General features: G+C 37.4%; 20 protein-coding genes. 10 read left to right on the top strand and 10 right to left on the bottom strand.

Annotated elements, in window-relative coordinates; genetic code table 11:
* The first annotated feature begins 18 nt into the window (after positions 1–18).
* The 3 genes from HVN35_02650 (at position 19) to HVN35_02640 (ending at position 2863) form a co-directional block, all read left to right on the top strand.
* Positions 19–1491, top strand: a complete 1473-nt coding sequence (locus HVN35_02650; GenBank protein ID NYB51453.1) for an MFS transporter — start codon at positions 19–21, stop codon at positions 1489–1491.
* 62 nt (positions 1492–1553) lie between these two features.
* Positions 1554–2042, top strand: coding sequence for a transposase (locus HVN35_02645; protein ID NYB51452.1), 489 nt, complete (start codon positions 1554–1556; stop codon positions 2040–2042).
* Between the two features lie 44 nt (positions 2043–2086).
* Positions 2087–2863 (top strand): transposase, encoded by a 777-nt coding sequence (locus HVN35_02640; protein ID NYB51451.1) that lies wholly within the window; start codon positions 2087–2089, stop codon positions 2861–2863.
* Positions 2864–2974: 111 nt separating this feature from the next.
* On the opposite strand, the gene HVN35_02635 is transcribed toward HVN35_02640, so the two are convergent.
* The gene (locus HVN35_02635; protein ID NYB51450.1) at positions 2975–4129 is read right to left on the bottom strand and encodes a tRNA (guanine(26)-N(2))-dimethyltransferase; all 1155 of its coding nucleotides are present in this window, start codon (positions 4127–4129) and stop codon (positions 2975–2977) included.
* Between the two features lie 127 nt (positions 4130–4256).
* Here HVN35_02635 and HVN35_02630 point away from each other — a divergent pair, with 127 nt between their 5' ends.
* The 3 genes from HVN35_02630 to HVN35_02620 all read left to right on the top strand — a co-directional run bounded on the left by HVN35_02630 (position 4257) and on the right by HVN35_02620 (position 7111).
* Positions 4257–5174 carry a CPBP family intramembrane metalloprotease gene (locus HVN35_02630; protein ID NYB51449.1) on the top strand — a complete coding sequence of 306 codons (918 nt, stop codon included), beginning with the start codon at positions 4257–4259 and terminating at the stop codon, positions 5172–5174.
* Positions 5175–5533: 359 nt separating this feature from the next.
* Positions 5534–6628, top strand: a complete 1095-nt coding sequence (locus HVN35_02625) for a DegT/DnrJ/EryC1/StrS family aminotransferase (GenBank protein NYB51448.1) — start codon at positions 5534–5536, stop codon at positions 6626–6628.
* Between the two features lie 180 nt (positions 6629–6808).
* A complete protein-coding gene (locus tag HVN35_02620; protein ID NYB51447.1) occupies positions 6809–7111 on the top strand; it encodes a hypothetical protein in 303 nt (100 codons plus the stop codon).
* A 202-nt stretch (positions 7112–7313) separates the two neighbouring features.
* Here HVN35_02620 and HVN35_02615 read toward each other — a convergent pair whose 3' ends face one another.
* Positions 7314–7616 (bottom strand): MTH1187 family thiamine-binding protein, encoded by a 303-nt coding sequence (locus tag HVN35_02615; GenBank protein NYB51446.1) that lies wholly within the window; start codon positions 7614–7616, stop codon positions 7314–7316.
* Between the two features lie 36 nt (positions 7617–7652).
* Here HVN35_02615 and HVN35_02610 point away from each other — a divergent pair, with 36 nt between their 5' ends.
* Positions 7653–8513 carry a TIGR00269 family protein gene (locus HVN35_02610; GenBank protein NYB51445.1) on the top strand — a complete coding sequence of 287 codons (861 nt, stop codon included), beginning with the start codon at positions 7653–7655 and terminating at the stop codon, positions 8511–8513.
* 126 nt (positions 8514–8639) lie between these two features.
* Here HVN35_02610 and HVN35_02605 read toward each other — a convergent pair whose 3' ends face one another.
* From HVN35_02605 to HVN35_02585, 5 genes are all read right to left on the bottom strand, one after another.
* Complete coding sequence (locus tag HVN35_02605) at positions 8640–10238, bottom strand: GTP-binding protein (GenBank protein ID NYB51444.1); 1599 nt, start codon at positions 10236–10238, stop codon at positions 8640–8642.
* A 190-nt stretch (positions 10239–10428) separates the two neighbouring features.
* Positions 10429–10647: a DUF1922 domain-containing protein gene (locus HVN35_02600; GenBank protein NYB51443.1), complete on the bottom strand. Its 219-nt coding sequence runs from the start codon at positions 10645–10647 to the stop codon at positions 10429–10431.
* A 119-nt stretch (positions 10648–10766) separates the two neighbouring features.
* Entirely contained in the window at positions 10767–11927 is a 1161-nt protein-coding gene (locus HVN35_02595) for a TraB/GumN family protein (GenBank protein ID NYB51442.1), read from the bottom strand.
* Positions 11928–12164: 237 nt separating this feature from the next.
* On the bottom strand, positions 12165–12833 hold the full coding sequence (gene comB, locus HVN35_02590; protein ID NYB51441.1) for a 2-phosphosulfolactate phosphatase: 669 nt from the start codon (positions 12831–12833) through the stop codon (positions 12165–12167).
* A gap of 50 nt (positions 12834–12883) precedes the next feature.
* Complete coding sequence (locus tag HVN35_02585) at positions 12884–13099, bottom strand: TRAM domain-containing protein (protein NYB51440.1); 216 nt, start codon at positions 13097–13099, stop codon at positions 12884–12886.
* Between the two features lie 307 nt (positions 13100–13406).
* Here HVN35_02585 and HVN35_02580 point away from each other — a divergent pair, with 307 nt between their 5' ends.
* The 3 genes from HVN35_02580 (at position 13407) to HVN35_02570 (ending at position 16111) form a co-directional block, all read left to right on the top strand.
* The gene (locus HVN35_02580) at positions 13407–13964 is read left to right on the top strand and encodes a hypothetical protein (GenBank protein ID NYB51439.1); all 558 of its coding nucleotides are present in this window, start codon (positions 13407–13409) and stop codon (positions 13962–13964) included.
* Complete coding sequence (locus HVN35_02575) at positions 13949–14860, top strand: methanogenesis marker 7 protein (protein NYB51438.1); 912 nt, start codon at positions 13949–13951, stop codon at positions 14858–14860. Before HVN35_02580 ends, HVN35_02575 begins: the two co-directional genes overlap by 16 nt.
* Before the next feature lie 168 nt (positions 14861–15028).
* On the top strand, positions 15029–16111 hold the full coding sequence (locus tag HVN35_02570) for a metallophosphoesterase (protein ID NYB51437.1): 1083 nt from the start codon (positions 15029–15031) through the stop codon (positions 16109–16111).
* A gap of 65 nt (positions 16112–16176) precedes the next feature.
* On the opposite strand, the gene HVN35_02565 is transcribed toward HVN35_02570, so the two are convergent.
* The 3 genes from HVN35_02565 to HVN35_02555 all read right to left on the bottom strand — a co-directional run bounded on the left by HVN35_02565 (position 16177) and on the right by HVN35_02555 (position 18667).
* Positions 16177–16317: a hypothetical protein gene (locus tag HVN35_02565; protein ID NYB51436.1), complete on the bottom strand. Its 141-nt coding sequence runs from the start codon at positions 16315–16317 to the stop codon at positions 16177–16179.
* 134 nt (positions 16318–16451) lie between these two features.
* Positions 16452–18044 carry a methyl coenzyme M reductase system, component A2 gene (atwA, locus tag HVN35_02560; GenBank protein NYB51435.1) on the bottom strand — a complete coding sequence of 531 codons (1593 nt, stop codon included), beginning with the start codon at positions 18042–18044 and terminating at the stop codon, positions 16452–16454.
* A gap of 32 nt (positions 18045–18076) precedes the next feature.
* Positions 18077–18667 (bottom strand): DUF134 domain-containing protein, encoded by a 591-nt coding sequence (locus HVN35_02555; GenBank protein NYB51434.1) that lies wholly within the window; start codon positions 18665–18667, stop codon positions 18077–18079.
* Positions 18668–18709: the final 42 nt, after the last annotated feature.

Below are 18709 nucleotides of genomic sequence, written 5' to 3'. Positions count from 1 at the left end.
CTTTTCTTGCAAAGAAATATGGAAAGAAAATGGCAGATTTTAATTGCCATAGCATTGGGGACCGCGGTGGTTCCCATTAATGCCGGGATTGTAAATGTATCCCTCCCCTCAATAACTGAATTTTTCAATGTTTCTGTTGCAACAGCTCAATGGGTTTTAACAGCTTATTTACTTTTTATGCTAAGTTTAGTATTATTTTTTGGAAGGGTTGGTGATTCCAAAGGCCATGAAAGGCTTTACATGCTGGGCTTGGTGTTTTTTATATTGTCTTCTCTTCTGTGCAGCAGCTCCCCATCCATCTACTTTTTAATTATATTCAGGGCTGTGCAGGGTGTTGCTGCAGCTATGATGATTTCAGTATCTCTGGGAATTGTAAAAAAATCTTTCCCCACTGAAGAACTGGGCAGGGCACTGGGAATTTATGCAGTTGCAATTGCCGCAGGATTGGCTTTAGGCCCTGCAATTGGAGGTTTAATCGAATCATGGGGAGGCTGGAGATCTATTTTCCTGTTAAACATACCTCTATGTGCCTTAAGCTTAATTTTGTGCTATTTCATATTAGACCGAAACACTGGAGAAAAGGTTAAATGGGATCTAACTGGTACTTTTTTACAATTTTCATGTCTATTTTCTATTGTTTACGGTTTGAATTACATTCAAAGGGAAGGAATAGATATGATTACTGTTTTTATAGGATTTTTTGCATTATTCACTCTGATTATGTTCATATGGAATGAAAGAAGGGTTGATGAACCCTTGTTGAATCTATCCCTTTTTAGGAAGATGAAATTTTCTGCTTTCAACCTGGCCCTTTTCCTTAACTATCTCTGCATGTATATGGTATTTTTCATAATGCCCTTTTACCTGCAGAAAGTTCTTCATTTAGGTTCAAATGTGACGGGTATGGTTTTAACAGCAGCCCCTGTAATTATGATGTTCATGGCACCCTTAAGTGGCTCACTTTCTGATAAAATGGGGTCAAGATATCTGGCATTTACCGGTTCAATCATATCTGCTCTGGCTCTCTTTTCCATGACCCAATTAACCATATTCTCCAGCTTGGTGGATGTGACCTGGAGGTTTGCACTTTTAGGCGTAGGTGCAGCTTTCTTCCAATCTCCCAACAACCGTGCCATAATGGCCCATGTTCCAGATAAAGCTTCAGGGATGGTTTCAAGTATTATTGTAACCATGCGGAATTTGGGAATGGTTTTTGCAGTTAGCTTCGCCGGCCTACTGTTATACACCACTATAACTCCCAGCACTCTTCAATCACCAGTCCTGTATAATTTAGCAGCCTATGATTTCACCACCGGAATGCATCGTGTGGTTATATTTGGGGGAATCATCAGTATTATTATGGCCATATTATCTCTTGCAGGGCTGAAGAAGGAAAAAATAAAGGAAAAATTAGATTTAGATTATGTCAAGGATAGGATGGATGATTTGGTAAGTGAAGTAACTTTTTCCGAAAAAGGTGAAATATTGTAAGTCAAATATAACTATAGTTAATTACGAAACTTATTTAACTGATTAGTTACAGATATTTTTTTATGGTTGGGAAAAGCAAAATTAAAATAGAGAATCATTTAACTATTCAAGAGTTAGATGAGATTATTTCTGAGCTTAGAGTTGATGTTAAGGTGTATCAGCGAGCTATTTTTTTGAAAATGGTCATGCAGAAAAAGCCTATTTCGCATGCTGCAGAATTAGTGGGCGTTACTAGAGAAACTGGTTTCAATTGGCTGAAAAAATATAATAAAGAAGGTTTCAATGGTTTGATTCCTAAATATGGTGGTGGAAGACCTAGTTTTTTAACCAATGAACAATTTGAAGAGCTCAAGGAAATAATAATTAACTCAGAAAAGAATTATAGTATTCGTGAGGTTCAAAAATTAATTAGTGACAAATACGGGGTTAATTATTCTTATAAACAGGCTTGGGAGATATGTAAAAAGAAATTAAACTTAAATTACGGTAAACCATTCCCTATTTACAGTAAGAAACCTGAAAATGCTGAAGAAACATTAAAAAAAACATAGCTCAAATTAATCTAAATAATGAATATTTAGCTTTTTTAGATTCAGTGGGTGTTCAAAATACAACAAACTCACGCCGAACACTGTATTTGCCAGGAACAAAGAATATCATTAAAAAAAATCCAGAACAATTCAAATTAAATGGCACAGGATTACAAGGAGTGAATTGTAAATCTTATTTCGAGTTTTCACCCACAACTAAGGCACATGAACTTTCAAAAACAATTATACAAATGAGAATAATGAATATGTCTAATGATAAAGGAATAGAATTACTAAATAAAGCTATAAATAATATTAATCTAACAACAAATTACGCACAATCAATTTTAATTGAAAAACAAATGAGTGAAACTAAATTTAGAGAAAAAACTATCCATGATCTCGATAACGAAAATTTAACCCAAAATGAAAAAATCCAAAAAATCAGTAAACGTTGCAACAGAGAAGAACTAACTAATATTCGTAAAATCGACAGGATAAAAAGAGATAAACTACTGGAAAATGTTAATAAAGAAGAAATAGTCAATTATTTGAATAAAGAAAAGAGATTAAACATAGTTTTAGATAATTACAGGGTGCATAAAACTAAATTAGTCCAAAAAATAGCGGAAATTCTAAATATAAATTTAATATTTTTACCACCATATTCTCCAGATCTAAACCCAATTGAAGATGTTTGGAGAAAAATAAAAGGAATAATATCAATAAACAATTATAATAACGTAGAAGATTTAAAAAAAGCTTTTGAAGAACTATATAAAGAAATAATAAAGGAACCATCATTTTATAAAAACTGGATACAAAAGTTCACCCAACAGTGAAAAATATTAAGTAATCTACTATAGCTATTGAAAAACTATTATCCATTTTTAAATTGTTTATATTGCTTAAAATTATCTGCGGGTTCTTCCAAAAAAATTACTAAACCTACCCTATACCTGATTAACTTCTAAAATTATATTTTCTATTAAACTTAGCGGAGCATCAGTTTTAACACCATTTGGATTAAAATGGGTTCTGGATACTAGAAATCCTCTTTTTTCAATAGTGGAAATAATACTACTCATGGGAGGGGCACCCACCTTTAACTTCCTGCAAATGGCATGCAGGTCATAAAATGTGGCAGGGGCTCCTGCTTCATTATAACATTTATCCAGCAGTTTAAGAGCTTCATTTTCCCTATTAAGATGTAAATCAGGGATTAAATTCATCATACCCTGAACGAAATCAGGATTCTGGATTTCCCCACACCACAGAGGACCTCCCGCATTCCAAACCTCACCACATTCAGTACATTTTAAGGGGATTCTTGGCACCATTCCTTTGAAAACCTCACGATTCAGACATTGGGGGCAGTGAGCTATGTAGCCAAGGTTTTCCAGGGACTGGTCAGTTTTTTCAGCACCTTTCTCCACCCGGGCGTAAAGGCGCATGTAATGTTGAGAACTATGGGAGAATTGGAAATCTAAACATTTTTTATATTTGGAAAAACTCCGGCAAAGAAAACCTGCCAGAATACGAAGACCAGTTTCATGGCAGTACTCATTCTTCAGGGGTTTAGCACCATATTTTCTGATGCATGGCTTCCTGTAAGTTCCACAAAGGGCAGAAGTGTCAGTGGCAGTTACACAGATCAGCCCACCAGCCTTTATGCTGGCAGCAGCAGATTCAATGTAGGGTGCAGGCGTCCCAAAAGGATCAATATCCACCACATCAAACTTACCTCTGCATTTGCGAAGTAAAAAATTGGCATCCTCCTGGCATACCTTCACATTGGTTAGTCCATTTTCCTCAATATTTTCTTGGGCCTGTTCCACTGCCCGTGGGTTTAAATCGTTCACCACAGCAAGAGAAACACCTCCTATTTCTTTAGAGTATCTTATGGCCCTTATACCACTCCCTCCGAAGGCATCGCAAATATTGATATCCTCGTCACGACTTAGTCGATACATCTTCAGGGCAGCCACAGAAAGATCCCGGTTGAGTTCCATAACTGGATTATAAAAAACAGGGGCTTTAGAGGACACTTTTTCAAAATGCGGTACTTTAATCCTCACCTCACCCTCTTCTATAAATAAAAAGTCCATCAAATAACCTCAAACATCTAATAACACCAAACTTTAAATATCTTAGCTCATAAGTGTCATTAACTTATAATATGATATATAAAACTAGTCAATTAATCATGAATAAGATTATGGGTTGGAAATTAACATGTCATCAATATCATTTTTAGACAATGCTCATGAAGGAAAAAACAGCTGGTGGAGATACCTTCTAACCTCTGTTTTATCCCTTGCTGGTGGAACTCTCTTATCTGGAATATTGGTGGCAACACTCTTAGTCATGTATTCAGTTTTCCTGTCACCCGGAGGAGCAGCAGATATTCTGAAAGTACTCCAAACAACTTTATCCAGTCCTTTCATCCTTATTGTATTATTGGGAGTTAGTTACACCCTTTCAGTTTTCCTTTTCTACATTTGCATCCGATTTTTACATCATAAACGTTTTTTAGGAATAATTAACACACTTCCCGGTTTACGCTGGAAACTGTTACTCAAAGGATTGATAATATGGCTGGTGATCATGTTGCTATTTTCTCTTCCTGACCTCATTTTCAATCCACAAAGTTACCAGGTTACCTTCAATTTCAATGGTTTTATTATCCTACTGGTCTTGTGCCTTTTGGTGGTTCCTATACAAGCCTCTTTTGAGGAAATTTTATTCAGAGGGTACCTGATGCAGGGATTCAGTTTACTATCTGAAAAACCATGGGTACCACTAGTGATAACATCCTTAATTTTCGGACTGGTACATTTCTTCAATGGAACCTCCTTAATGGTGAATCTGTCCATAGTATTGGCAACCTTCATTTTGGGAATGATGTTGGGTATCATCACATTGGGAGATAATGGAATAGAAACAGCAATGGGAGTGCATATTGGAAACAACCTCTATGTATTTTTAATATACAACTCTGTTGATTCCGGTCTCCCTGGACTACCCTCACTGTACACAGCTCAACCAGCAGACCCTTTTTCAGGCATTCCATTCTTGTTAATGCAAGCATTCATGACAATTACCATCCTTTTCTGGAACCGGAAAGATAAAATAACTCGAATATTTCATTAAAGAGATTAAAGAGATTTTAAATGGAAACAACACGTAAATATATAGGACATCATATAAATGTGGTAAAATCAAATAACATAATGTAAAAATAACATAATTAAAAAGATTTAGCGAACTTTAACCCATGAACATTCAAATTCAACAATCATTCATATTTTTTGGAGAGGGGGCATGTTTTTTTAAGATAGAAAACAATTAAAAAATGGAGAAATGCAATTTCAAAGTGTAAAGGTCTTTTAAAAATTATACATTTTTCAAATTGTATGCTCTAAAAGACTTTAATTAAGTGCTTTTTTATTAATAAAAAAACATGCTAAAGTTAACTTAACAATTTTTAAGTCAAATTTCAGGTGAATTTAATGATACCAGTTGCCAAGCCTCTTATTGGACAGGAAGAGATAGAAGAAGTGGAAAAAGTATTAAAATCAGGGTTCATAGCTCAGGGCCCTAAGGTAGCAGAATTTGAAGAGGCCTTTGCCAGTTATATTGGAGTTGAAGAGGCCATTGCAGTAAGCTCAGGAACCACAGCATTACATCTGGCTTTACTTGCAGCTGGTGTGGGAAAGGGTGATGAAGTTATAACCACGCCCTTTAGTTTCGCAGCCACAGGTAACTGTGCGCTTTATGTTGGAGCCAGACCCGTCTTTGTGGATATAGACCCTCAAACTTACAATCTGAATCCGGATAGGATTGAAGAAGCCATCACCCAGAAAACTAAGGCTATCATCCCGGTTCATCTTTATGGCCAGCCAGCCAGGATGGACCAGATAAACCAGATAGCCAAATCACATGATCTGGTGGTTATTGAAGATGCTGCCCAGGCTCACGGTGCATTGTATAAGGATAAAAAAGTAGGATCACTGGGAGATCTGGCCTGCTTCAGTTTCTACCCCACCAAAAACATGACCACCAGTGAAGGTGGAATGATCACCACCAGCAATTCTGAAATGGCAGATAAAGCCAGAATGCTCAGAGCACACGGTGAAAAAGAAAGATACCAGCACATAATTCTAGGATATAACTTCCGCATGACGGACATAGCAGCTGCCATAGGTCTGGTGCAACTCGAAAAGCTGGATCAATTCAATCAGAAAAGAATAGAAAATGCAGAATACCTCAACGCACACATAGAAACTATAAAGGGAATAGATCCACCTTACGTTTCTTCAGAAGTCCGTCACGTGTTCCACCAGTACACAGTTCGGATTAAAAACGGAAAAAGAAACGATACAATGGAATATCTAAATCGGGAAGGAATTGGAACCGGAATCCATTACCCCACCCCCATTTACAAGCAGAAACTATATCAGGAAATGGGGTATAATGATAATTGCCCTGAAACAGAAAAAGCTGCCTCGGAAGTTCTCTCCCTACCAGTGCATCCAGGATTGACTGTTGAAGAACTGGAAAAGATATCCATATCATTAGAAGCAGTATCAGATATTATTTTTTAGATTAAAGTTTGAATGGAATTCGATTATTTTTCTATAATTTTTTCTATCAATTTTTCCATTTTTCTCATTTTTAATTTTTCTGGATAAGTCTATTTTTATTCATCCCAAAAATAATATTCATTATGTTTAACACAGTAATTTACAGTAATATTTTCATATACTAAAAAGAGGGATGAAATTATGTTCGGAAGAGGTAAAGGGGACCAGGCTGATAATGGAACTTTTGAAATAAAAACAGGAACTTTAAACACCTTTTTTATAGATAAGATTTCTGAAAAACGTAAGAAAACCAATAAAATAAGTAGAGAAGACCATACAGCAGCTATTCTTTCTGATGCCAGTGAAACAGAGTTTAGAAGGATTTTAGATGAGTATTTGGCTGAAGGAGGGGATTTGGATAAATTTCAGTTCTATGTAATCACCAAGGGATATTATTGTATTGATCTTAAAAGGACTCCTCTTGTTCCCTATCAGGAATGGTAAAATTAGGACTGGTAAAATTTTACAATAAATTTTACCATAATCCATCGTTATTTTGGACAACTTACTTCACGAAACAAGGTATGGATAGAATTATTCTAATCATTTTCAGAGTTGGAATATTAATCATCTGATTTAATTAAAGTTTTACTAACTAAGGCTTATTTACAAGTTAACTTATTTACAAGTTAATCATCATCGAAGCCTATCCCAATTTTTCCTCTACCGAGCGCACCTTATCCTCCATGGTTCGGTCCTGGTCCCGGCGATCATCTATTTTCACACTGGTAACCACCCGATCCATTCCCTCTTTGAAAACTGCTTCGTGTGCAATTTTAATAGCGTCAAAGAGTTCTTCAGGATTTTCAGCCTCCAGTAAAGTTCCCATACCGCTTAATTGATATTTTATGCCAGTTTCATCTAAAGCAGCTACTGCGGCAGCCACATATTTACTCAAACTGGAACTTGGAGTGCCAATGGGGATTATGGTCAGTTCAGCTGATATCATACTAGATATTTATGTTCAAATGCCAATATAATATTTATGAAACCCCTGAATGGCCATAACTTCAATCAAAAACTGGAAAAAAGGGTTAAAAAGGTTATAAATGATTATAATCTCATTGAAAATGGCGATAAAATAGCTGTGGCTCTTTCTGGGGGGAAAGATAGTTTATTAACCCTTCATATTCTAAGTAAGCTCCAGAATGAATCTTATTTAGATTTTGAACTTTTAGCTATTCTAATTGACGAGGGAATTCAGGGATACCGTGAACAGGGAATAAGATCTGCCAGAAAAAATGCCTCATCTTTGGGAGTGGAGTTGTATGAAGTGTCTCTAAAAGAAGAGTTGGGGTTCACCCTGGATGATGCATCTCACTTTTATCCGACTGCATGTGTCCCTTGCGGTGTTTTCAGACGCTACCATCTAAACCGCACAGCTTATAATCTTGGAGCCGACAAGCTAGCCACAGGACATAATCTGGATGATGAGGTTCAGTCCTTTTTAATGAGTTTTGTAAGGGCGGATATAAGGAGATTTGGAAAATTCGGACCCATACAGGAACGAATCCACCCTAAAATGGTGCCCAGAATCAAACCTCTGTGGCTTGTTGCAGAAAAGGAGGTGGGTATGTGGGCTGTGATGAATGATATTGATGTACACCTGGCTGAATGTCCATATGCATATCAGTCTCTCCGATCCCGGCTAAAAAATTACTTAAATAGTTTAGAAGAGAACCAACCAGGCATCAAGAGAAACATGCTTAGTTTTTTCCAGAAAAACCTGAAGCTGGATAAAAAAGAAGAAGTTAAACTCTGTGAGTGCCAGATATGTGGCGAGCCTTCATCTTCTTTAATATGCAAAGCTTGTGAAATGTGTGAAATTATTAAAGGGGACGATTAAAATTAAAGGGACGATTAAACTTTTTATTTAGTGGATTATTAAAGTTTAAAGTGTATATTATTAAGTTTTTATTAAAGAAATGGGAAAAAAATTGATGATAATGTTTTTTTAAATTTTTTTATAAAATTACTTCGATTCACTGGCTAAACGGGTGACAGTTCCCACGCCTTTACTTTTTCCCTCACGGAATATTAGTTTCTGACCTTCACGGATGGCAAATGGCCGGTACTTGAATCTCATTCTAATCTGACCGGTGTCACCTGCGGACAGGTATTCATGGTCAATGGGGCGGAAGCAAGTGGTTTCAGCAATGGTTTCAATGTGGGTTATGCACTCATATCCCTCCTTAATTGTTGTAGGATGCACAAGAATGGCCACATCAGCGTCAAACTCTCTCACTGCGCGAGGATTATAATCTGGATGGCATATAATCATACCCCTTTTTATTTCATCCATTTCAACTCCACTAATGGATATCCCCACCACTTCTCCCACGCTAGCACTTTCTTTGCGGTAATGATGCATTTCTATGGTTTTAACACTAACCTGAAGGAAATCACCAGTACTAGAAGGTCCTAAAATAAGTTTCTCACCTTTTTTAACCTTTCCCTGCCTTATTGTACCACTGACCACAGTTCCCACACCAATAACGGAATATATTTTGTCAATATACATCATAAATGGTTTTTTTGCGTCTTCCTCGTGGGATGGGATTTTAAGATTGGAAAAAAGGCGATCAAGCAGTTCTAAACCTTCTCCAGTGACAGGTGATGCTTTAATAACTGGTACCAGGTGATGGTTGAGGTTTTCTGTTAGGAAATCTGCATCTTCGTATGTTTTCACCATGTATGGTATTCTCCCCACCAGTTTCAACAGGTCAAAAATCTCCTGACGGACAGCTTTAATTCTCTCAGGTTTTACCATGTCAATTTTAGTCATTACTACCATCACTGGTAAGTCCATGGCCAAAATTATTCCCAAATGCTCCCTGGTGATATGTGTTGGTCCTTGGTCAGCTGCAACTACCAGTAGACCGTGACTAAGTTTCTGTCCCACAATCCCGCGGATGGTGGTTCGAAGCCATGGTTCATGACCGACTGTATCAACAAAAGAAACCAATTTATCACATTTTTCCACCATAAGGGCTTTTTCTCGCTTATTTAGGGGGTTTTTTATTCTAACCGGGGTGCCCTGGCTGAATCCATAAACTGCGAAGGAAAGATCAGCAGACAGTCCTCGTTCTATTTCATGTTTCTGCACATCTAGGAATATGCGGGTGCTTCCTGAACCAGTATCCAGGGTGCCAGTGGTTAAAGTCCCTACCAGGGTGCTTTTCCCATGATCCACGTGTCCAGCAACTCCAATTAAAAGATGGTCGGGTTTGCTGTTTTGAACACGACTTATGAAAACCTGGGCAACTTTTCCTCGACCCGCAGGTTCAGTTTCAACAGCACTGATTTTTGCATTAACGTAACGGGCAATCTCACCCAGGACATGAAGAGATTCATCCATTTTTCTATCTTCAAGTCCCAGAAGCTCCCCATCATCGTCAACTCCGATAAAATAAATTGCTTCCCCTTTACCCTTTTCCAGACGGTACTTCATCTGGGATGCCAGTTGTTGTTTACGTTCTGTAAAAAGATGAGTTTTCAAATTAAGATTTTCTTTAAATTCTATGTTTTCTCTCTCACCATGCTGTGTAAGGTGGTAGATGCTTTCTTTCATAGAATAAATCCCGTATTTTTTTAGATATGTGGATTATATTTTGGATTTTTTTAAGGTTAGTATGATATCTGTAGCATATATTTAAAGTTTGTTTATCGAAAAATTGAAAATGAAATGTATGAGATAATCCATTATTAATAGGGGATAATGATATGGAATGAATTATATGAAATTATATGAAAAATAATATTTATTTTTTGATCTTATCTGCAGTGGTAAGGTATGCTCCACCATACTTTTCTTCCTGCAGTTCCTGCACCTTTAAAGCAGCGGTTTGGGCATCTTCAGTTTTTACCATTATACGCCTTTCTGAAACCTTTAAATTCTTCCCACAAACACATTTCTTTCTCTTAACACCTTCTCTGGCATAAACTGCCCGTCCACAGTCGCATCTGAATACCAGGTACATAATTTACCATCTCTTCAAACATAGTATATAATTATAATTGTGTTATAATGGTTTATTTTAATTGTTCATTTTTCATTTGTTCATTGTGATGTTCATGGGTCATGTTTTAAGATCCTGCTTTATGTTCCCATTATTTTACCCAACAGAGGCCACAAAACGTTAGGTATGGATAAAAAGACTCCTATTGTCGTCCCTATGTTTGCACCCACCACCACCAGCAGTATCCGGAATAGATTGTTATTCCACAGATCACTCCAGCTTTCACTTTTGGTTAATTTTGCCAAGTCATCCATGGATACTCCTCTTAATTTAGCTTCCACTATACCTGCAAACCATCCTGCAGCCAGAAGGGGATGTATTGCAGTGACTGGTGCCACTAAAAATGCAGTGATGGCAGAAGGGATTTTTGAACCTGCCAGTAATGAACCTGCGAATGCCAAACCACCTGTAAGTAAAACAAACTCTAAAACTCCCCCCTGGATATTAATGCCTTTGAAAAGTGCCACTGCGAATATTACTATGAATAGTGCTGGTATTAGAAATAAAATCAGTTTGGTAAGGTTAATCCTGGATTCTTTCAGTTCTGAAAGTTGTTGAATGGAGGGCAAACCCTCGGGTTGTTCTATGTGTTCCTGGATGCCCTGCTTGTGACCAGCCCCCACCACTGCTACCACATCACCCTCTAGATTTAAAAGCATCTGGGCCATATAAGCATCTCTTTCCTGGACTAGAACTTCATAAGCACGGGGCGACATCTCCTGGAAGTATTTCATCACTTCTTCCAGGGCATCCCCCTGTTTTATGCTTTCAATATCATCAATGACTTCTTCTTCATCGGTGAAAAATGATGCAATGATACTGTAGGCGAACTTTGCCTTTTCCCAGAAGCTCATACGGTTTAATGCCCGTTTCAGGGTTATCTGGATGTCACGGTCAATCAGTGCAACTCTGGCCCCTGCTTCTTCAGCTGCTTCAGCAGCAGCTAACATCTCTGAACCAGGTTTAACTCCTACTTCTTCCCCAATCTTCTTCTGAAAATAACTTAGTAGCCCACTCACCAGGAACATGGTTAAATTATTTCCTTTAAGGACCTCTCTAATTTTAATCTCTTTATCCTGTTGCACACCATTTTTTTCATTGAGTAGATTCTGATAACGAGCTGCATCAAGTTCAACAGCAACCACATCTGGTTCAGATTCTAAAATGGTATTCCTCACTTCTTCAACACTTTTTTCTGATACATGGGCGGTACCAATAATTTTTAGATTCTCAGGTGCCATTAAATCACTCTAAATAAGTTAAAAAATGCCTATAAATGTATTATAGTGGATCAAATTATTTATTTTTAGCCAGGGGGAATTTAAACTCTTCATCATTTATTTTTTGAAATTATGGGTAAATTTGATGATTTATTTAAATCTAGTTTTAAGCCTAGCTGTTTTTGATAACTGTTTGAGGTTTAGTTTCGAGCCAATAATTATGATATATAAGTATATAAAAAGATTGTTCTTATGAGTCTAGTTAGAAATTTTTATAATCCCCTCTTTAAACTGGGGTACAATTTCGGATATATTTCTTTGCAGGCAGAAATCCACATCATCACCAAATCCTAATTTTTTGAGGTTACGAGCTGATCTGGAGTTTTTAACGTAATAATCTACAAATTCAGGATTTTGAGCGGCCAGAAGTGCCGCCTGTGCCATTTCATCGAGTTCATAATCTTTCAAGTGAGAAATTATTTCACCAGCACCAAGAAAATCTTCTATGGCGAATTCTCCTCTCACTCCAGCCATAACTACTTCAATATGGTCATCAGCTAATTCACAGGCTCTTTGAGCCACAGCTTTTGCATTTATGAATGAACCTATGAGTGCAAGTCCCTGAATACCTTCCAGGATTCTGGTTCCATTACTGGTGGTGATAATCAGGGCTTTACCACTAAATTTTTGGATTTCAACAGGTGAATTGCCGGTATCAAATCCTTCAATGGTTGCCCCACCCCTTTCACCAGCAATAAATGCCTGGTGATCTGGAACCATGGCTAAAGCTTCCTCTATTTCAAGGGTGGGAATTATATATGGGATTTTTTCCAGGGCTACTGTGATGGTGGTGCTGGCGCGCAGAACATCCACCATTATAGCCACATCTTGAGAAAAAGATCTTTCTAAACTAAGTGAAACCTGCATTTGAGCACCAAAAAGAGATAGTAATTGGGAAAAAATAAATATATTTTTACTTATTCCGGGATTTTCTCGGCAAAAGCAAACCTTCTCCTCACCGAGGTTATTCGAACTTTAACCTCATCACCCACCTTTGTTTCAGGTACGAAGACTACGAAACCTTCAATTCTGGTAATTCCATCGCCTTCTTTACCAACATCTTCAATTTTAACCTCGTATTCTTCCCCTTCATTTATTGGGGCTGTTTTTGGAGTTTCATCTGCACCAAACAATTCATTCACATCCCGAGACCACTATAAAACGGTCTTGTTATGTTCTTTTTTTATTTAATTTATTATTTAAATCTTTGGTAGGCTCTTATTGGCTACTTAATTAGGGGGAAATCAGGTGAGAAAAGCAAAATTTTTTTTAATCATGCACATAGGGGTGGTGTGATTCCACCCATCTTTATAATTGAGGGGCTCTGTAAAAAAAATTGGATTGTATTAAAAAAGGCACTATAAAACACTATAAAAAAATATATTTTATTCATCTTTAATAACAGAAATCAAGTTTATAAAAACAACTGAGGTTTTATTTATGAAAATTTTCACCACACCCATGTGCCAGGAAGCAGTGAAAATGGCTGGTGTTTCAGAATACACTGTAAAGGAAGACAACAATTTTAAAGGGGCAGATCTGGCAATTGTACTTTCTGAAACAAAAACCGATATTCCAGCAATAAAAATTAAGTTAAACACGTTTAAACAGATACATGAGAGTATAAATTTGATTTCAAATACTTTAGGCACTGAAAAAATTGATCTTGAAATATTTAACAAAGATTATGCGAAATATCTTCATCCTCAACAGGGTTTGTTGGATGAAAGGAAAAAAATAAAAGTTAAGGTTTACTCAAATTTTATAAGAGAAATAGTGCAGGACATGGGATTCACCATCACCACAGAGAAACCTGATTTCTTAGTATACCCGGATTATATGAAACAGGCTCAAAACCCTGATTTAATCAATGAAATAGAGTTTATGGGAAATAATTCTGTGGAAATTCCTTCTCATAAAAATGCACACCTCAATCCTTTAAAAAGAGCACAAGCACGTTATCATATTCTGGAGAGTAAATTATGTACGAAACCCTAACATATATTGGCGGAGTTCACAAACACGAGGAAATCAACGAACTTATTGAGGATCTAGGAGGTTTCGTGCTGCAGGAGACCACCAGTCAGATGGATCTGGTACTCACCCTGGCAGTGCCCACGGATGATGTGGAAAAGGTGGAAGAAAAATCACGGGAACTTCTGGGGAAAATAAAAAGGGCTCCCATGGCAGGTACAGAAATTGCAATTGTATCTCCCACACTAGCTCGCCAACACCTTCCCCACTCAGCATGTGATATATCTGAGTATCTGAGGAGATATGGAGCCAAAGACAACATGATTGGATTGTCCAGGGGGGCTGGAAAGGGAATTTCCCGCATTTCAGAGGATGAGAAAAGACTCATTGAAGAACATGATCTGGCAGTATTTACCTTGGGAAGTTTCCGGGAATGCCTGATGAATAAAACCCACCTTTTCGCAGATATTGACATTCCAGTAGTAGTGACTGGTGCTCCGGAGATGAATGTGGAAGATCTGCCAGGAGCCACGGCCTATGTTAGTGGTCTGGGAAGGATTCCACGTAGATTGAAACGAGGAGAAAATATCAGAGCTCTCAAGAACTTGGTTGAGGTGGTGGAAGATATACTGGACAAGCGACGTAAAGAAATGATGGATGATCCTCCCATAGTACCCTCAATTCTGGTTAAAACAGAGATAGAGAATCAAGTGCCTGCAGTAAAGGAAATTTATTCACCAGCGCCCATAGTAAGTCAGTTGGATGGTGTGAGAGTAAAACTGGACTATGAAAAGTACAAGGATCAGATTGCAGAGGTTATTGTGGATGATTATCGCTTAGGGGATGTTTCTGAGATAAAAAAATCCATGATGTATGACTATATATTGGTGAAACTATTGCCTGAAACCTCGATAATATAGATAATATAAAAATCGATATATATCCAATAAAACTATCCAATAAAACTTCGAAAAAAATCTGTTCCAATTTTTTTCATGTTAAAACTAAAAGGTAGCAGGAAAAATTTTTTTAAAGTAATGATCTTATCTCAGAGTTATATGAGTCCAGTTTATCCATCGGCGGTTTAAATGAGAAGAATCCTGCAGTATGCAATGTTCATTTCCCTATTTTTCGTAGGATTTTTAGTTCTCAATTACTATGTTTTTTTTGGAATGTCCTTTTTACTTGGTTTACCCATGGAGAATGGATTTTACATAATCATGATTATTGCAGCCCTATCTTATCCATTAGCCACTTTTATTGAGAGAATTGTTTCTAACAGCCTTACAAGGATTTTTTACACCGCTGCATCTGCATGGATGGGGATTTCATTCTATCTACTATTCTTTCTGATCATATATCTTGTAATTTCATTCTTCTTCCACATCCCCCGGGAATCAACTGGAATAACAATTGCCGTATTAACAACACTCATCAGCGCTTACTCCATTTATAACAGTTATTTATTGAAAATTAACCATATAGAAATACCTATTGATGGTTTGAAAGAAGATTTGAACGCTGTTCATCTCAGTGATATTCACATTGGTTCCATTAGGAATTCTGGATACATGCAAAGAATTGTCAATGAAACCAACAACTTAGATCCTGATGTGATCTTCATAACCGGAGATATGGTTGATGGCAGTGCAAGACTTCATAAACATACCTTCAAAGATATCAACCGTTTCAATGCACCCGCCTACTTTGTAACTGGTAACCATGAGACCTATGAAGGATTGGATGAGGTATTCCGGGTATTGGGAGGCACCAATTTAAAAATTCTTAGGGATGAAATGATTGAATTCAGGGAAATTCAAGTAATTGGTGTAGGATATTCCTTTGAAAGTGACCACCTAAAAAATTCTCTTTCCAAGCTGGAAATTAAAGATGAAAAACCCTCAATTCTCTTATATCATCTCCCAAGGGGGCTGAAGGATGCTAATGAAGCAGGAATCGACCTGCAATTATCCGGCCACACACACAACGGCCAAATGATTCCCTTCAATTTCCTGGTTAAATTGATGTTCCCCTACATGAGTGGATTGTATAGATACAAAGAAACAAAGCTCTATGTATCTCAGGGTACTGGTACTTGGGGACCTCCCATGAGACTGGGATCGAACTGTGAGATAACTTTGATTAAATTAAAAGGTTCAAACCCAAATTAGAATATCAATCAATGGATCAATTACTATAAGAAATCTTCTAAAGATTAAAAACAGTTATCCATAATTTAATATTTCTTTGCAGGGTCTTTTATTGCCACATAGGCTATTAAAGCAACAGCTAAAACAAATAATACTATTTTATACACATAAACACCTCTTAAAGTCTTCAATCGTTCTTCGATGGTTTCAGATGCTTTATAAAGCATATTCTAAATATATATTCAAAATATCTCTTATTGAATCCTGGCTGAAAATACTGGATGAAAATTATTTAGAAAATGGTGTACTTTCTTGAAGATTAACCATGAAAGAAATTATTATTAAAAGAAAAAGGGAGATATTATTTTTTCAACATCTTATCTTTTTCTTTCCTTGTCAGGTCATCTACAATTTCACTGGGAAGTCCTATTTTTAAAATACGCCCACCTCTCATGAGAGAGGCCCGGTCACAAACATCCAATACAAAATCCATATCATGACTGATGATAAGGAAAGTTTGATTCAATTCATCTCTTGCTTTTCTAATGGAATCTGTGACTTGAACCCTGGTAATGGGATCCATGGTACCAGTGGGTTCGTCCAGGATAACGATTTTAGGTTCTTTAATCAATACCTGTGCCAGAGCCACCCGGTGACGTTCTCCTCCACTGAGTTCATCGGGGTTTTTGTTTAGGATTGCTTCTGCGTATCCTTCATCAAAGCCTACTGCGTTTAGAACGTATAAAGCCTTCATTTTAGCGAATTCTGCAGGTAATTCCAGGCTAATTGCTTCGGTAAGGTTTCCAAGAACGTCTCGATGAGGGTAAAGGCTGTATTCCTGGTGAAGAATCCCCAAGTAAGGTTTAACCCGGCCCCTACCAAATATGCCCTTTTCGGTCATATCAATCCATTCTTCACCTAATTTAACGGTTATATTACCATCACTGGGGTCAGTGAGACCATATAAAATACGGGATAAAGTTGTTTTCCCGGCTCCAGATAGACCAACAACTCCAAAAATTTCCCCCTCATTAACAGTTAAACTTACCTCGTCCACTGCTTTTACCACTCCCCGATCAATGGAATAATAATACTTTTTAACTCCTTCCATGTTGATGATGGGTCCGCCAATTTCAAATTCTGTTTTGTGCTCAGGAAGGGGAACATTGTCCAGGAAACTCCTAACTACGACTTCTGGGGAGCCTTGTTCAACTATTCTGCCTTTTTCTAACCATATCACATGGTCAGAGAGTTGTTCCATTACTTCTGGCCAGTGGGAGTTGATTATCATGGTTATTCCCTGGTTTTTAACTCCATCAATCAGAGCTTGATGCAGTAATTCTGCGGTTTTAGGGTCCAGGGTCCCGGTTGGTTCATCTGCCAGGAAAATCATAGGTTCTTTGGCAATTTGCCTGGCTAAAACAACTCTCTGTTTTTCTCCCCCACTTAAGTCTCGGGCAATATGGGTAATGCGGTGAGTCATCTGAGCTAGATCAATGAGTTCAATGGCCATGGAAATGCTTTCTTCATCATTATGTCCACTGATGGACTTGATAACATTGTCAATTACTGTGTCATCCTCATATAATGCGAATGTGCGCTGTAACATAATGGAAATACGTCTCCGAATTGCAGCAAAAATCAGTCGATCAGCATTCCAGAAATCCACCCTTTCGGTTTTGAAAACCCCTCCACATTCACAGGATTCATTTTCCATTGAGGGAGGTTCCACTCTCAAGCAGTCCTTACAAAAGGCTATGTTATATATAATTTGACCTTCATTTGGCTTGTAGTCCTTCATTCCACGGAGCATATTTATAAGAACTGATTTTCCAGAGCCGCTTCTTCCCAGAATTCCTAAAACAGTTCCTTCTTCAATATTCATGTTCACGTTTTTCAGGACATCCACACCATTGAAAGTCTTTGTAATGTTTCTTATTTCAATAAAAGGCATAATAACACCATCTTTATCTTCTTTTCGCATGGTTATGAATCTGATCCACAGAGTGGAGTTTCACACTGGGGGCATTTAGTGTTTTTACATGGAACATTCCGGGTTTTAGGACTTTCATATCCACAATTGGGGCATTTGCATACTCTTGGAGGTCCAGCTCCCAGGCCTCTACCTCCAAAAGATCTTCGCAGTAATAATGAAGGCTCTGTTTTTGCAGTTTCTTCATCTTCCACTATGATTATTGATTCCGATTGGCAGTCAGGGCATTTTTCATACTCTTTTTCAGGGCTAAGCCATTCAAAATCACAAATATTGCATTTATACCTCATTTTGTCCGTAATATGGTCCTCTCCCACAATGATGATAGTTTTTCCCTCAATGAGGGCTTTGGAAATTTTTTTCCTGGCAGATGTTAATGTTCTGTGGAAGGTTGGTTGTGATATTCCCATTATCTCTGCGGACCTTTTTTGCTGAATATCATGATAATCTCTAAGTCTCAATGCTTCAAATTCATCAATGGTTATCTTAATCGGTTCTGGAAATCCTTCGATCTTTTTATCTGGTTTGAAGCACCTTATCTGGGGTTCTTCCAGAATTCGCCGAAATCTTCGTGGTCTGGGCATAGGTGAATATATATTCAAAAATAACTTATAAAGGTTCGGTTA

The sequence above is a fragment of the Methanobacteriaceae archaeon genome (assembly GCA_013403005.1).
Classification (GTDB): Archaea; Methanobacteriota; Methanobacteria; order Methanobacteriales; family Methanobacteriaceae; genus Methanobacterium.
This window is presented reverse-complemented; position numbering and strand designations above follow the sequence as displayed.

Bases quoted from the DNA above. Each gene is read 5' to 3' on its own strand.
- HVN35_02650 (NYB51453.1), top strand. From the start codon at position 19: ATGGAAAGAAAATGGCAGATTTTAATTGCCATAGCATTGGGGACCGCG.
- HVN35_02645 (NYB51452.1), top strand. From the start codon at position 1,554: ATGGTTGGGAAAAGCAAAATTAAAATAGAGAATCATTTAACTATTCAA.
- HVN35_02635 (NYB51450.1), bottom strand. From the start codon at position 4,129: ATGGACTTTTTATTTATAGAAGAGGGTGAGGTGAGGATTAAAGTACCG.
- HVN35_02630 (NYB51449.1), top strand. From the start codon at position 4,257: ATGTCATCAATATCATTTTTAGACAATGCTCATGAAGGAAAAAACAGC.
- HVN35_02625 (NYB51448.1), top strand. From the start codon at position 5,534: ATGATACCAGTTGCCAAGCCTCTTATTGGACAGGAAGAGATAGAAGAA.
- HVN35_02620 (NYB51447.1), top strand. From the start codon at position 6,809: ATGTTCGGAAGAGGTAAAGGGGACCAGGCTGATAATGGAACTTTTGAA.
- HVN35_02615 (NYB51446.1), bottom strand. From the start codon at position 7,616: ATGATATCAGCTGAACTGACCATAATCCCCATTGGCACTCCAAGTTCC.
- HVN35_02610 (NYB51445.1), top strand. From the start codon at position 7,653: ATGAAACCCCTGAATGGCCATAACTTCAATCAAAAACTGGAAAAAAGG.
- HVN35_02605 (NYB51444.1), bottom strand. From the start codon at position 10,238: ATGAAAGAAAGCATCTACCACCTTACACAGCATGGTGAGAGAGAAAAC.
- HVN35_02600 (NYB51443.1), bottom strand. From the start codon at position 10,647: ATGTACCTGGTATTCAGATGCGACTGTGGACGGGCAGTTTATGCCAGA.
- HVN35_02595 (NYB51442.1), bottom strand. From the start codon at position 11,927: ATGGCACCTGAGAATCTAAAAATTATTGGTACCGCCCATGTATCAGAA.
- comB (NYB51441.1), bottom strand. From the start codon at position 12,833: ATGCAGGTTTCACTTAGTTTAGAAAGATCTTTTTCTCAAGATGTGGCT.
- HVN35_02580 (NYB51439.1), top strand. From the start codon at position 13,407: ATGAAAATTTTCACCACACCCATGTGCCAGGAAGCAGTGAAAATGGCT.
- HVN35_02575 (NYB51438.1), top strand. From the start codon at position 13,949: ATGTACGAAACCCTAACATATATTGGCGGAGTTCACAAACACGAGGAA.
- HVN35_02570 (NYB51437.1), top strand. From the start codon at position 15,029: ATGAGAAGAATCCTGCAGTATGCAATGTTCATTTCCCTATTTTTCGTA.
- HVN35_02565 (NYB51436.1), bottom strand. From the start codon at position 16,317: ATGCTTTATAAAGCATCTGAAACCATCGAAGAACGATTGAAGACTTTA.
- atwA (NYB51435.1), bottom strand. From the start codon at position 18,044: ATGCCTTTTATTGAAATAAGAAACATTACAAAGACTTTCAATGGTGTG.
- HVN35_02555 (NYB51434.1), bottom strand. From the start codon at position 18,667: ATGCCCAGACCACGAAGATTTCGGCGAATTCTGGAAGAACCCCAGATA.